Annotated in this window: 10 protein-coding genes and 4 tRNA genes; 12 read left to right on the top strand and 2 right to left on the bottom strand. The window is 40.5% G+C overall.

The window, feature by feature from the left end; genetic code table 11:
* Nucleotides 1-317 precede the first annotated feature (317 nt).
* The 9 genes from alaS to ACMAZF_RS15105 all read left to right on the top strand — a co-directional run bounded on the left by alaS (nucleotide 318) and on the right by ACMAZF_RS15105 (nucleotide 8,975).
* On the top strand, nucleotides 318-2,918 hold the full coding sequence (alaS, locus tag ACMAZF_RS15145; protein WP_435274600.1) for an alanine--tRNA ligase: 2,601 nt from the start codon (nucleotides 318-320) through the stop codon (nucleotides 2,916-2,918).
* 381 nt (nucleotides 2,919-3,299) lie between these two features.
* Complete coding sequence (gene csrA, locus ACMAZF_RS15140; RefSeq protein ID WP_435274599.1) at nucleotides 3,300-3,488, top strand: carbon storage regulator CsrA; 189 nt, start codon at nucleotides 3,300-3,302, stop codon at nucleotides 3,486-3,488.
* Between the two features lie 237 nt (nucleotides 3,489-3,725).
* A tRNA-Ser gene (locus ACMAZF_RS15135) sits at nucleotides 3,726-3,817 on the top strand.
* 32 nt (nucleotides 3,818-3,849) lie between these two features.
* A tRNA-Arg gene (locus tag ACMAZF_RS15130) sits at nucleotides 3,850-3,926 on the top strand.
* A 64-nt stretch (nucleotides 3,927-3,990) separates the two neighbouring features.
* Nucleotides 3,991-4,067: transfer RNA gene (locus tag ACMAZF_RS15125), tRNA-Arg, on the top strand.
* 21 nt (nucleotides 4,068-4,088) lie between these two features.
* Nucleotides 4,089-4,165, top strand: a tRNA-Arg gene (locus tag ACMAZF_RS15120).
* A 1,608-nt stretch (nucleotides 4,166-5,773) separates the two neighbouring features.
* The gene (locus ACMAZF_RS15115) at nucleotides 5,774-6,013 is read left to right on the top strand and encodes an OadG family protein (protein WP_435274598.1); all 240 of its coding nucleotides are present in this window, start codon (nucleotides 5,774-5,776) and stop codon (nucleotides 6,011-6,013) included.
* Nucleotides 6,014-6,039: 26 nt separating this feature from the next.
* Nucleotides 6,040-7,821 (top strand): sodium-extruding oxaloacetate decarboxylase subunit alpha, encoded by a 1,782-nt coding sequence (oadA, locus tag ACMAZF_RS15110; protein WP_435274597.1) that lies wholly within the window; start codon nucleotides 6,040-6,042, stop codon nucleotides 7,819-7,821.
* A gap of 20 nt (nucleotides 7,822-7,841) precedes the next feature.
* On the top strand, nucleotides 7,842-8,975 hold the full coding sequence (locus ACMAZF_RS15105; RefSeq protein ID WP_435274596.1) for a sodium ion-translocating decarboxylase subunit beta: 1,134 nt from the start codon (nucleotides 7,842-7,844) through the stop codon (nucleotides 8,973-8,975).
* Nucleotides 8,976-9,399: 424 nt separating this feature from the next.
* On the opposite strand, the gene ACMAZF_RS15100 is transcribed toward ACMAZF_RS15105, so the two are convergent.
* Entirely contained in the window at nucleotides 9,400-10,704 is a 1,305-nt protein-coding gene (locus tag ACMAZF_RS15100; protein ID WP_435274595.1) for a dihydroorotase, read from the bottom strand.
* Between the two features lie 104 nt (nucleotides 10,705-10,808).
* Here ACMAZF_RS15100 and ACMAZF_RS15095 point away from each other — a divergent pair, with 104 nt between their 5' ends.
* Nucleotides 10,809-11,339: a ZrgA family zinc uptake protein gene (locus ACMAZF_RS15095; RefSeq protein WP_435274594.1), complete on the top strand. Its 531-nt coding sequence runs from the start codon at nucleotides 10,809-10,811 to the stop codon at nucleotides 11,337-11,339.
* On the opposite strand, the gene ACMAZF_RS15090 is transcribed toward ACMAZF_RS15095, so the two are convergent.
* Nucleotides 11,331-11,909 (bottom strand): DUF3299 domain-containing protein, encoded by a 579-nt coding sequence (locus tag ACMAZF_RS15090; protein WP_435274593.1) that lies wholly within the window; start codon nucleotides 11,907-11,909, stop codon nucleotides 11,331-11,333. The two genes, ACMAZF_RS15095 and ACMAZF_RS15090, sit on opposite strands and share 9 nt — an antisense overlap.
* A gap of 93 nt (nucleotides 11,910-12,002) precedes the next feature.
* On the opposite strand from ACMAZF_RS15090, the gene ACMAZF_RS15085 reads away from it, so the two are divergent.
* Together ACMAZF_RS15085 and ACMAZF_RS15080 are read left to right on the top strand one after the other, a co-directional pair.
* Nucleotides 12,003-12,677 (top strand): ABC transporter ATP-binding protein, encoded by a 675-nt coding sequence (locus tag ACMAZF_RS15085; protein WP_435274592.1) that lies wholly within the window; start codon nucleotides 12,003-12,005, stop codon nucleotides 12,675-12,677.
* Between the two features lie 4 nt (nucleotides 12,678-12,681).
* Nucleotides 12,682-13,914 carry an ABC transporter permease gene (locus ACMAZF_RS15080; protein ID WP_435274591.1) on the top strand — a complete coding sequence of 411 codons (1,233 nt, stop codon included), beginning with the start codon at nucleotides 12,682-12,684 and terminating at the stop codon, nucleotides 13,912-13,914.
* Nucleotides 13,915-13,936 lie beyond the last annotated feature (22 nt).

Raw genomic sequence — 13,936 nt, 5'->3', positions numbered from 1 at the left:
TAAGTAAGTGATCTTGTTGTGCGTAGAGAAAATCAGCTAAAACAAGGCGCTCGATTGACTAATAGCTGGCTATTAGGATTGAGAGCAACGCCATTTTAGTTAATTTTAACAAGTACAAGTGGGCAAATATTTAATGTAATGGTATTAATCACTAAAGAATCTACACCGCACTCCTTCGTTGTTAAGAACAACTATCATTTCCTCGTTTATTTTATGAAAAACTCGACAAAATTTAAGGTTATTACTGGCTCATTGGGCTGATGTGACCTTATAATGTGCGATATTTTTATTTTAGTGAAGCAGTTCAGGAAATGGCTATGCACATGACAACCGCAGAAATTAGAAACGCGTTTTTAGCGTATTATCAAAAGCAGCAACATCAGGTTGTTGATAGCAGCTCATTAATTCCCGGCACCGATGCCACATTATTATTTACAAACGCCGGCATGGTGCCATTTAAAGATGTTTTTATTGGCAGCGACAAACGTGACTATAACCGTGCAACGTCTTCACAGCGTTGTGTTCGTGCTGGTGGTAAACATAACGATTTAGAAAACGTTGGCTACACAGCCCGTCACCATACATTCTTTGAAATGCTAGGTAACTTTAGCTTCGGTGATTACTTCAAAAAAGAAGCAATTAACTTTGCATGGCACTTTTTAACGGTTGAATTAAACCTGCCAAAAGAAAAGTTATGGGTAACCGTATTTGAAGAAGATCGTGAAGCAGAAGAAATTTGGATTAACGAGATTGGCGTAGATCCAGATCGTTTATCGCGTATTGGCGCTAAAGATAACTTCTGGTCGATGGGTGACACAGGCCCTTGTGGTCCTTGTACTGAGATCTTCTTTGATCACGGTGAAGATGTTGCCGGTGGACCTCCTGGAACACCAGAAGAAGATGGCGATCGTTACATCGAAATTTGGAACCTTGTATTCATGCAGTTCAATCGCCAAAGCGATGGCACGATGGAAGATTTACCAAAACCATCTGTAGATACTGGTATGGGTTTAGAGCGTATTGCGGCAATCATGCAAGGCGTTCACTCAAACTATGAAATCGATATCTTCCAAGGTTTGATTTCTGCGGCAGCGAAAATTATTGGTACTAATGATTTAACAAATAAATCATTACGTGTAATTGCCGATCACATCCGTTCATGTTCATTCTTGATTAGCGATGGTGTTATGCCGTCAAATGAAGGTCGTGGTTACGTATTACGCCGTATTATCCGCCGTGCTGTTCGTCATGGTAATAGCATGGGCGCTGATGGCTTGTTCTTCTATAAATTACTTGATGAGCTGATTGTTCAGATGGGCGACGCTTACCCAGAGTTAGCAAAGAACAAAGCAATCATTGTTAAGCTATTAAAAGCAGAAGAAGAGCAATTTGCTCGCACACTTGATCGCGGTTTGATGATCTTAGATGAAGCGTTAAAAGCACAGTCAGGTAAGGTTATTGACGGTGAATTAGTATTTAAACTTTACGATACTTACGGTTTCCCTGCTGATTTAACAGCTGATATTGCTCGTGAACGCGACCTAGAAATTGATCAAGAAGGTTTTGAACAGGCGATGGCAGCTCAGCGTAAACGTGCTCAGCAAGCTAGTAACTTTGATGTTGATTACAACGACCAAGTGAAGTTAGACGGCGAAACGGCTTTCTTAGGTTATAGCGAAAACACCAACCAATCAGTGGTTAATGCCATTGTGGTTGCTGGTGAAGAAACTGACAGCGTTGCGGCAGATCAACAAGCAATTATCGTGTTAGACGAGTCGGCGTTTTACGCAGAATCAGGTGGTCAAGTTGGTGATACTGGTACCATTACTACAAGCGACGGTGTATTCAATGTTGAAGACACGGTAAAAATCGGTAAAGTTTTTGGTCATCGTGGTGTGGTTGTTTCTGGTGCTATTAATAAAGCAAGTGCTGCAACGACGCAAATCGATGTTAAGCGTCGTAACGATATCGCATTAAATCACTCTGTAACTCATATCTTGCACGCAATTTTACGCCGTGAACTTGGCGAGCACGTGACGCAGAAAGGTTCATTGGTTGAAGCTGATAAACTGCGTTTTGACTTCTCTCACTTTGAAGGTGTTACTGCAGACCAATTGGCTGAAGTAGAGCGTATGGTTAACGATCATATTCGTCTTAACGTTCCAGTACAAACACGTGAAATGGGCTTAGACGCAGCTAAAGAAGCTGGTGCAATGGCATTATTTGGCGAGAAATACGATAGTGATGTACGTGTTGTTAGCATGGGTGAACTATCAGTTGAGCTATGTGGTGGTACTCACGTAACAAATACTGGTGATATTGGTTTATTCAAAATTACCTCTGAAGCTGGCATCGCGGCAGGTGTTCGTCGTATTGAAGCTGTTACTGGTAATTACGCAGTTGAAGCTGTGCAAATGCAAGAAACTAAATTAGCTGCGGCAGCTAACGTACTAAAAGCTGATAGCGTGAATCTTTTAGATAAAGCACAAGCGTTAGTTGATAAGAACAAGCAACTAGATAAGTTAGTAAACGAGTTAAAAGCACAACTAGCGAGTCAGCAGGGCGCTAACTTAATCGATAACGTAATTGAAATTGCAGGTAACAAGGTATTAGTTGCGCAACTTGATGGCGTAGATACTAAGACATTACGTGGTTCTGTTGATGAACTGAAAAATAAACTTGGCAGCGGTATTGTTGTTGTTGGCGCCGCAGATGGCGCTAAAGTAAGTTTGGTCGCTGGTGTCACTAAAGATTTAATTGGCAAAGTTAAAGCGGGTGAGTTGGTTAACATGGTCGCGCAACAAGTTGGCGGTAAGGGCGGTGGTCGTCCTGACATGGCTATGGCTGGCGGCAGTGATGCAGCAGCATTACCAAGTGCGCTTGAAAGCGTGAATGCTTGGTTAACTGAACGCCTATAACTAGTTGGTTCTTAATGAAGCCTCGACAATAGTCGGGGCTTTTTTTTGTCTGACGGGAAACAAAATTCCATTTGCTCGGTCTACTATATTGTCGCTAATGAAGTAACTTTGGACTTGTTGTAGTTTGTTCTTAGTTTTAGGACATATGATTTAATATCTGTTACAGTTTTATTATCACTAACCTTCACGATTATAAGCAGTTAGTTTAGATTTGTGATGAAGTGTTTAAAAATGAAGCAATGTTGAATATATTTAGACTTTTTTTAAAAAAAGTCCGCATCAAATTTCAATCTAGATATATAATTGAACTAGGCGATGACATTGTTCATCGTTTGATTTAATAATCCGGGGTCAATCGGAATCAATTTACAGGAGTAAACTATGTTAATTTTAACTCGCCGTGTTGGTGAAACTTTAATGGTTGGTGATGAAGTTACTGTTACCGTTCTAGGTGTTAAGGGTAATCAAGTACGCATCGGTGTAAACGCACCAAAAGAAGTAGCTGTTCACCGCGAAGAAATTTATCAGCGTATTCAGCAAGAAAAATCATCTGATGATGGCGTGATGTAATCATCGATGGATAATGGAAGCATTTATGCTTCCATTTTTTTGCCAAAATTTTGTTTTTCGTTTCTTTCTTCACTTCTTATTTTAATCTTATTCTAGATTTATGATGGTTATTTCACCTGCTAATATAGCGATGTGTCTTATATTTAGACCATTTGTTTAAAAACGCTGCACTCATCAATGTTTCCCATAAAAACTGTTTGACTTATTTTCGCGACCCAGTATTATACGCCGCATACCGGAGAGGTGGCCGAGTGGCCGAAGGCGCTCCCCTGCTAAGGGAGTATGGGCTTTAAATCCCATCGAGGGTTCGAATCCCTCCTTCTCCGCCATTTATTATTTATAATAGATAGCAAAGTATAATGCGCATGTAGCTCAGCTGGATAGAGTACCTGGCTACGAACCAGGCGGTCGGAGGTTCGACTCCTTCCATGCGCGCCACTTTACTTTTTTATTATTTAGAATAAACGGAGCGATTGACCAATCGTTGTTAGATATAAGATGCGCGCATGTAGCTCAGCTGGATAGAGTACCTGGCTACGAACCAGGCGGTCGGAGGTTCGACTCCTTCCATGCGCGCCATTCTTACTTCGAAATTGTTGCGCGCATGTAGCTCAGCTGGATAGAGTACCTGGCTACGAACCAGGCGGTCGGAGGTTCGACTCCTTCCATGCGCGCCACTCCTTTCTTTTATTGTTCTAGATTTATACTTCCTAAACTATATATTTTCATTTATATAATTCGTTCTATAATTTTCCATATTTCCATATTTCCATATTTCCATATTTCCATATTTCCATATTTCCATATTTCCATATTTCCATATTTCCATATTTCCATATTTCCATATTTCCATATTTGATAAATCGTGAAGACTTTTATCAATGCCAATTAATAATACCAATTGCATTAAGTAAGTGATCTTGTTGCGCGTAGAGAAAATCAGCTAAAACAAGGCGCTCGATTGACTAATAGCTGGCTATTAGGATTGAGAGCAACGCCATTTTAGTTAATTTTAACAAGTACAAGTGGGCAAATATTTAATGCAATTGGTATAACTGACAACCTGAGCGTGCTATCAACAACAATTACTACACTGCTTTTAATCCCAATCGCTAGCTATTATTCTTGTGGGTTCCTAGGGTCTGTTGATCTTTGTGGTTCAAATTTTGTTCAATCTAAAAGGAGTTTGGGCAAGGCATGAGGATTGATGCTGGGTTTACCCCAGTGAATGACGAATAACGCAGCACAAAATACTTTTAGGTGAATCCTACGGACAGCATTTGTTTGTTATTTCTACGGCGTTATCGCCTATTCGTGTAGCCAGCTACACCACATAGGCTCTGCCTTGTAGAAACCCCAAACAAATTGCTGCAAAAATGAACTCAAAAGATCAACAGACCCTAGTACTGTCTAATTATTTCATAGCCCAATAAGATCACCTAGTTAATAGAATTGGTACTAGTTATATTCAGAGTGCCGTTGAGCATTCGTCATGCTTATGTGTATACGAAACTGCCTATCGTTGTTTTCTCACTATTATCAACGGGCGTTAAATAATGGTTCATGTTATTGAGCTCTAAGATCTATTTCCAACGATTTGATGAGTATTTACGGCTTTAACGAATGTATAACAATGCATTCGTCATTTGATGACTAGTAAGTTTCTCATTTTTCTTGAGCGTATTAAATATGGTACTTTTCGCTAACGTCTTCTCTTGAAAGAAGAAATTCTTAGCTAAATAACAAAAAAATCTAATTATTATTATTTGTTTCAAAAAGAACTAAAAACACCAAGTTGACGTTTAGGTAAGCTTTTATTCTTGGTATTAATGTTTGAATATCGTGCTATTTGATCTTACGGAGTTGCCTTACTAAACAACATATCTTATTGAATCTGCGATTTATATCGAAAACTTCATCATGTTGTACCTGACAAAACTCCTTGTTATATATTGTTTAAGTTTACCTTAAGGTAAACCTGAACTTGTTTACATTATGGTAACATCGCTTTTTGTTAATAAATACTGATTTATTATTAACTCATTGATTAGTAATGGTTATTAATCAATGTTGTGGTGGTAAAGTTGTCATGCCAATTGCTATTGCATCTGGTTTAAAGCACAGGTATAAATGTGTCGTCAAAGTTTTGCATTCGTAAATTAATTGTTAATTACGTTTGTTTTAGTCACGAAAATGAATTTTAATGCTTATCGGTTGACTATTTAGTTGATTTTTTAACTTTAAATTCAAATGACCGTTTAAATTGTTTGAGGTGAAAAACTGTTATGGATATTACACAAGCATTGTCTACCGCTGCCAACATTATGTTGTTGGGTATGGTATGTGTATTTACGTTTTTAAGCATACTAGTTGTAGCGATTAAATTGCTAGAGCGTTTTGCTGGCGGAGATGTTGAGGCGACTCCTCAGGCTAAACCAGCACCACAACAGGGTATTGATAATAACATTGTCGCCGCGATAAGCGGTGCAGTTCATCAATATCGTCAATCTAACTCAAACAAATAGTTACTTCGCTAGAAATAGGAATTGTTATGTCTAAACCTCTTGCTTTAACCGACGTTGTATTACGCGACGCACATCAATCATTGTTGGCAACACGTTTTCGTTTGGAAGATATGTTGCCTATTGCTGAGAAACTCGACAAAGTTGGTTTTTGGTCACTCGAAACTTGGGGCGGAGCAACGTTTGATTCGTGTATTCGTTATTTAGGTGAAGATCCTTGGCACCGTATTCGTGAGCTTAAAAAGGCAATGCCGAATACGCCGCAACAAATGCTTTTACGCGGTCAGAACCTACTAGGCTATCGTCACTATGCTGATGATGTTGTTACTAAGTTTGTTGAACGTGCTCATGAAAACGGCGTTGATGTATTCCGTGTTTTCGATGCAATGAACGATGTACGTAACTTAGAAACTGCGCTTAAAGCCGTTGTTAAAGTGGGCGGTCATGCACAAGGTACAATTTCGTACACGACAAGCCCTGTTCATAACCTGCAAACTTGGTTAGATATGGCCAAACGCCTTGAAGATATGGGCGCACAATCAATTTGTATTAAAGACATGGCGGGTCTATTACGTCCGTTCGAAGCTCATGAATTGATTACTAATCTTAAAAGTACTGTTGATTTACCAATTGCAATGCAATGTCACGCGACGACTGGTTTATCAACGGCCACTTATCAAAAAGCGATTGAAGCGGGTATTGATATGCTTGATACCGCTTCTTCATCGATGAGTATGACGTACGGTCATACAGCGACTGAAACTGTCGTCGCAATGACCCAAGACACTGAGTTTGATACTGGATTAGATTTAGTATTACTTGAAGAAATCGCTGCTTACTTCCGTGATGTTCGTAAAAAATACGCCAAGTTTGAAGGTAGCTTACGTGGTGTTGATGCTCGAATTCTATTAGCACAAGTACCTGGCGGCATGTTAACTAACATGGAAAACCAGCTTAAAGAGCAGGGCGCTGGCGATCGTATGGATGAAGTATTACTTGAAATCCCTAAAGTGCGTGAAGATCTTGGTTTTATTCCATTAGTAACTCCAACATCTCAAATCGTTGGTACGCAAGCTGTATTAAACGTATTAACTGGCGAGCGTTACAAAAGCATTACTAAAGAAACCGCTGGTGTTCTTAAAGGTGAATATGGCGCAACTGCTGCCCCTAAAAATGCCGAGCTACAAGCGCGTGTATTAGATGGCGCACAAGAAATTACCTGTCGTCCAGCCGATGTATTAGAAGATGAATTTGAAGCCTTATCGGTTGATTTACAAGCGTTAGCGAAAGAAAAAGGATTCGATTTAAGCGACAACGTGGATGATGATGTTTTAACTTACGCATTATTCCCACAAATCGGATTGAAATTCCTAGAAAATCGTAATAATCCTGATGCATTTGAACCACACCCAGATAACGAAGTAGCTCCAGAAGTCAGCGCGCCTGCTGCTGCGCCACAAAGTGGGGCTACAGAGTCTTATAGCGTGCGGGTTAACGGTCAAGCTTATCAAGTTGAAGTCGGGCCGGGTGGTGAAATTAGCGATATTGCACATGCTGCGCCAGCACCTGTTACTCAAGCGGCTGCTCCTGCAGCGTCGAGCGGTGAAGCACTAGCAGCACCACTTGCGGGTAATATCTTTAAAGTTTTGGTTGCTCCTGGTCAGCAAGTTGCCGCTGGTGAAGTCGTTATGATTCTCGAAGCCATGAAGATGGAAACTGAAGTACGTGTTGTTAACGGCGGTACTGTCAGCCAGCTAAGTGTCAAAGAAGGCGATGCGGTTAGCGTTGGTCAAACGTTATTAACGCTTTAAGTCATTAGGTAGAGGTTTAGATGGAAGGTTTAATGAAACTGTGGGGCGATACTGGCTTAGCCAATTTCGTTCCTGGCCAAATCGTCATGATGATTGTAGGCGCTTTGTTGCTCTACTTAGCAATTGCACGAGGTTACGAGCCATTACTGCTATTGCCAATAGGTTTTGGGGCAATACTGGCAAACATACCGGCGGCTGGCTTCACCGATGAAGGTGGGTTGTTGTGGTACGTCTATCATGTAGGTATTGAAACGGGCGTATTCCCGCTACTTATCTTCATGGGCGTTGGCGCGATGACCGATTTTGGAGCGCTCATTGCAAATCCTAAGATGTTGTTCTTAGGGGCTGCTGCTCAGTTTGGTATTTTCGCGACATTGTTTGGCGCTATTGCACTTAACTTTATTCCTGGTTTTGAATTTAGTTTGTCAGATGCTTCTGCCATCGCGATTATCGGTGGTGCCGATGGTCCGACAGCAATATTTCTAGCCTCGCGCTTAGCGCCTGATTTATTAGGTGCCATTGCGGTAGCTGCATACTCATACATGGCGTTAGTACCTATTATTCAGCCGCCAATTATGAAAGCATTAACGTCGCAAAAAGAGCGTGAAATTGTGATGGAGCAACTGCGTCCTGTTTCTAAAAAGGAAAAAGTGCTGTTTCCATTAGCTGTTTTGTTCATGACAATTTTATTTTTACCAGCAGCGACGCCACTTGTCGGTATGTTCTGTCTAGGTAATTTAATGAAAGAAGCTGGTGTTGTTGATCGTCTAAGCAACACGGCGCAAAATGAACTGATTAATATCGTAACGATATTCTTAGGTCTTGCCGTTGGTTCGAAATTGTCAGCAGATAAATTCTTAACGGTCGAAACCTTAGGTATCTTACTGTTAGGTGCGGTGGCATTTAGTATCGGTACGGCATCTGGCGTAATGATGGCTAAAGTATTAGGTAAGTTTTCTAAAACACCTATTAATCCACTGGTTGGCGCGGCAGGTGTCTCAGCTGTACCTATGGCAGCGCGTGTTGCCAACAAGGTCGGATTAGAAGCTAATCCTCATAACTTCTTGTTAATGCATGCGATGGGACCAAACGTTGCTGGCGTATTAGGTTCAGCGGTTGCCGCGGGTATCTTATTAGCTATCGTTGGTGGCTAGGGCTTAGCACTCGCTAAATTACTAGGGTCTGTTGATCTTTGTGGTTCAAATTTTGTTCAATCTAAAAGGATTTTGGGCACATGTTCATTGTTCCAGACTGAACATAAGCACCCACATCCTTGTGGGCGAGGCATGAGGATTGATGCTGGGTTTACCCCAGTGAATGACGAATAACGCGGCACAAAATACTTTTAGGTGAATCCTACGGACAGCATTTGTTTGTTATTTCTACGGCGTTATCGCCTATTCGTGTATTGCTACAGGGATGTAGCTCATTAGGATAATGCAGGAGCTATTATCGAGCCAGCTACACCACATAGGCTCTGCCTTGTAGAAACCCCAAACAAATTGCTGCAAAAATGAACTCAAAAGATCAACAGACCCTAATAAAAGCACTTCGTTTGAAGTGCTTTTTTATTGCCCGTTATTCTTGGTAAACGATTTTTCCACTGTTGATGGTCAAAACTGGTTTGCCGTAGAGTGCAAATTCTTTAAAGGGTGAATTATTCGACTTTGACGCAAAGTAGCTATCATCAACAGTAAAGGGCGTTGAAAGATCCAATAAACATATATCGGCGCAAGCCCCAATTAATAATCGACCACACTGGATACCAAATAGCTCGCCTGCCTGTTTGCTCATGAGATCAACACAGCGCGCTAATGTGAGTTGTTGTGTCTTTACAAAGTAGCTATAAATCAGCGGAAAAGCTGTTTCAAGACCAATAATTCCAAATGGGGCTAGTTCAATGGGCAATGACTTTTCATCAGGCGAATGAGGCGCATGATCGGTTGCTATGGCATCAAAGGTGCCGTCAATGAGTGCTTGTTGGCAAGCCAGCATATCTTGTCGACTACGCAATGGCGGGTTCATCTTCCAATTTGCGTCTAATGAACCATCGGATTTCACGGCAATATCTTCATCACAGAGCAGTAAATGATGAGGTGATACTTCCGCTGTTACTTTAACACCACTGCTTTTTGCCTGTTTAATAGCGTCAATAGATTTCTTGGTTGAAACGTGTAACGCATGGTAATGGGCGCCAGTTTCTTTAGCCAAATTGCATCCTCTTTCAATGTGTATCGATTCAGAGTCTGCCGCGATCCCTTTTACGTTGTACTTTTGAGATATCTTCCCTCTATGAATCGAACCTCCCGCAGACAATGATTCGTCTTCTGCATGATCCAAAATTGGCAAATTAACATCCTTAGCAAGTGTTAGTGCTAACTTGAATAAAGCATCGCTTTGAACCCCTTTACCATCATCGGTAATTGCTACAGCTCCCGCTCCTTTAAGTGCTTTAAAATCAGTAATAGACTTTCCTGCGAGGCCGATTGATAAAGAGCCTGTTGGATGAACTTTACAAATCCCAACGTCTTGAGAGCGTTGTTTCATATTAGCAATGACTGGTGGAGTGTCTGCGACAGGTGTTGTATTTGGCATTGATATCACTTGAGTAAAACCGCCTTTAGCTGCTGCTTTAGAGCCTGATTCTATATCTTCTTTGTATTCCATACCGGGCTCTCGAAAATGCACCTGAGGGTCAACAAAGCCTGGAGAGAGGAATAAACCTTTTGCATCTATGATCTGATCAAATTCTCCAACTATGGGACGGATAGATATTTCACTAATTATTGAATTTGTGATGACAAGATTAATGGTCACTTCTTGGTCGCTATCTTCGCCGAGAAGGTGAGTTGAGGTTGTAGCATTAGATATTAAAAGTTTCATAACAGGCACTCATATACTGCATTTAAAAGGAAGGGGTTAATTCATGCTTTAAAATGTTATATTATAACATTTTATTTGGCTATCTAATTTTTCGTGAGGTGACAATGAATTTGACTCGAGTGATTGCAGTTTTGTGCGGCTTAGTAGCACCTTGGTCGTTAGCGCAGCAGCATGTGCATGATCATGGTTCGCTGCTGATGATTCAAGAGAACGATAGGCTACAGATTCAGTTCGACATTCCTGCTGCGAATATTTTTAATTTTGAACACCAAGCAGTAACGTCAGCTCAAAACAATACCGTGAGAGAGTTTATGATGATGTTGAATAGTCCTCAATTATTCATTCAATTCAACGAGAATTGCCGCTTGAGTGGGATGACAGAAAATGTGTCGCAGGTATTTTTGAAAACCAAGACTGATCAGCATCATCATGCGCATGTTGAAGAACATCACGAGCATGCAAATGTCATCTTTAGCTATGAATTTTCATGTAAGCAAGCTGTGCGAACAGTCCAACTTCCTATTTTTGAGCGTGCAATAACTCTTCAGCAGATTGAAGTTCAGTGGATTGATAATCAGCGTCAAGGATTGTTAACGGTGAGCCGAAACACACCTAGCTTTTCGTTATTAAAGTAGATATTCGTAATGTTTGTCTAACGATAAAATATAAGCGGAATTACCAAGCTCATGATTATTGGTGGAAATATCAAGGGTACCTTCAAACCAATAAGCATCAAATAAAGAATCGATCTCAATGCCATTTTGTACTTTTACAAAAACAATTTGGTTAGGCGGTGGAGGCGGCATGTGCAGACAAGCGCCAAAGTAGGGAACAACAAAAAACTCAGTGACTTTGTTTTGCTCGTCACTGACAAGCGGCACAATAAAACCTGGCAATTTTACTTTCTGCTGTTTCAATGTCATCACAACGCGGGTGGAATGGAGTGCTTGATAATAACGTCGCGTTGCTTCATCTGTGATCGATTTCAGATTATCTAAGGTATCAAGAGAAGAGCCATCACTAATGTTCAATATTGATTCTGGCGGATTTAAAAGGATATCGAGATCTTCTTTTGGAATTAATGCATCCCACTCTAACTCTGTGTAATGCTGTGTTATCTCGGCTTTAGAATAAGCGTTAAATGTTAATAAGTTAAGCGCCAAGAAGCTGAACGTAAATAGCGAGAACAAAGATTTTATAAGCATGTGTTTAGATGACTGTATTGATTTTATTGTTATAATATAACAAAATGTACTCGTTAACAAAGTCGCTACTTACGATTAGGATCTATGCTCGCCGTGTCTTCTCCCATTATTGAAATCGATCAATTGACCTTTGGTTATCCAGATTCGCCAATTGTGTTATCTATTGAGCAATGGCTCATAGAAGACGGACAAAGCATTTTTATTCATGGTGATTCTGGCTCTGGAAAATCAACTCTGTTAAAGATTATTGCTGGTATTTTAACTCCTCAAACGGGTTCTATTAATGTTGATAATCAGCAATTAGCGACTTTAACTGCGTCACAACGCGATGGTTTTAGGGCGCGAAATGTCGGCTGGGTTTTTCAATCTTTTAACTTAATTCCCTATCTGTCAGTTAAAAAAAATATTGAGATAGCAAACTTCTTTTCGGGAAACCATATTGATGAGCTTCAGCAACGTATTTTATCGATGTTTGAGCAATTAAAATTACCTAGTAATTTATTGAATCGATCTGCGGGTGAGCTTAGTAGTGGTCAGCAGCAACGGGTAGCGATCATCAGAGCACTTATCAATCAACCTAAGGTATTACTTGTCGATGAGCCAACATCAGCCCTAGACAATACGTCAACAGTTGCTTTTATGAATATGCTTTTTGAATTGATAAAACCGCTGCGAACAACGTTAGTTTTTGTAAGTCATGATTTGTCTCTTAGCAACTATTTTGATGAGGTTGTTGATTTGCAGTGTTTGAATAGAGCGCAGGGCTAGTGGCATGTTATTAGGGATTGCTAAAGATAGTCTATTTAGTCGCAAGAAAACGTTAGTACTCACATTTATTTCACTCACCATAAGTATGCTGGTGTTATTTAGTGTTGAGCATCTAAGATTGCAAGTCAAAGAAAGTTTTCAGCGAACGAATTCTGGTACAGATCTTATTGTCGGCGCGCCCAGCGGTCAAATAAGTTTATTATTGTATAGTGTGTTTCGCATTGGTCAGCCAACAAATGATATCTCCTATCAAAGCTTTGAAGTACTTAATAATCATGCCGCAATCAATTGGGCTATACCGTTAGCTTTGGGAGATTCTCATCGCGGCTTTCGCGTGTTAGGGACAGATAATAGCTATTTTGAGCATTATGGCTATGGTGAAGAACAATCGCTAAAATTTCTAAAAGGCGGGCAGTTTAACGACTTATTCGATGTCGTATTAGGGGCTGATGTTGCTGAGCAATTAAACTATAAATTGGGTGACAAAGTTGTCGTGTCTCATGGTGTCGGCACAACAAGTTTTAGCCATCATAAACATGCGCAGCTTATAGTCACTGGTATTTTGCATCCGACGGGGACACCAATAGACAAGACTATTCATGTCACCTTGGATGCGATAACAGCGATTCATTTATCGCCAGCACAGCTTAGTAAACGACTCGCTCTGAAAGGAAAAATTACAATGCCGCCCACGCATATTTCTGCGGTGATGCTTGGCCTAAAGAGCAAAATGATGGTGTTTAAAATGCAGCGCGATATTAATAAGTATCAGTCTGATAGATTAATGGCTATTTTACCGGGCGTCGCAATGAGCGAACTGTGGCAATTAACTTCAGGTGTCGAAAGTGCGCTAATCATTATTGCTGCGCTCGTTGTTTTGTCTTCTTTTTGCGGCCTAACAACCATGTTACTTGCGTCTATTAATGAACGAACAATGGAGATTTCAATTTACAGAATGTTAGGCGCAAAACCTAAGCAAATCACATTGTTAATTGTGATGGAAGTTATGCTTATTGCGTGCGCAGCAATGATAACGAGCCTCGCTCTTCTCGCTAGTGGTTTGACGATATTTAAATCAGTATTAGCGACGAAATTCGGATTATTTATTGAGAGTTTTGTGTTTTCTGAGTCACTGCTTTTTTTGATGTTAGCGTTATGCATCGCTGCCATGCTTTCTGCAATATTGCCTGCTACAGCGATTTATCGCTCTATAAAACAGCTGTCTCTAAGTCCTTAAATATTGGCATTTAATTTGGAGT

Origin of the sequence: Psychrobium sp. nBUS_13, from assembly GCF_051201665.1 — a bacterium.
Lineage (GTDB): Bacteria > Pseudomonadota > Gammaproteobacteria > Enterobacterales > Psychrobiaceae > Psychrobium.
Note: the sequence above shows the minus strand (reverse complement) of the source record. Positions and strands in the feature narration are given on the sequence as shown.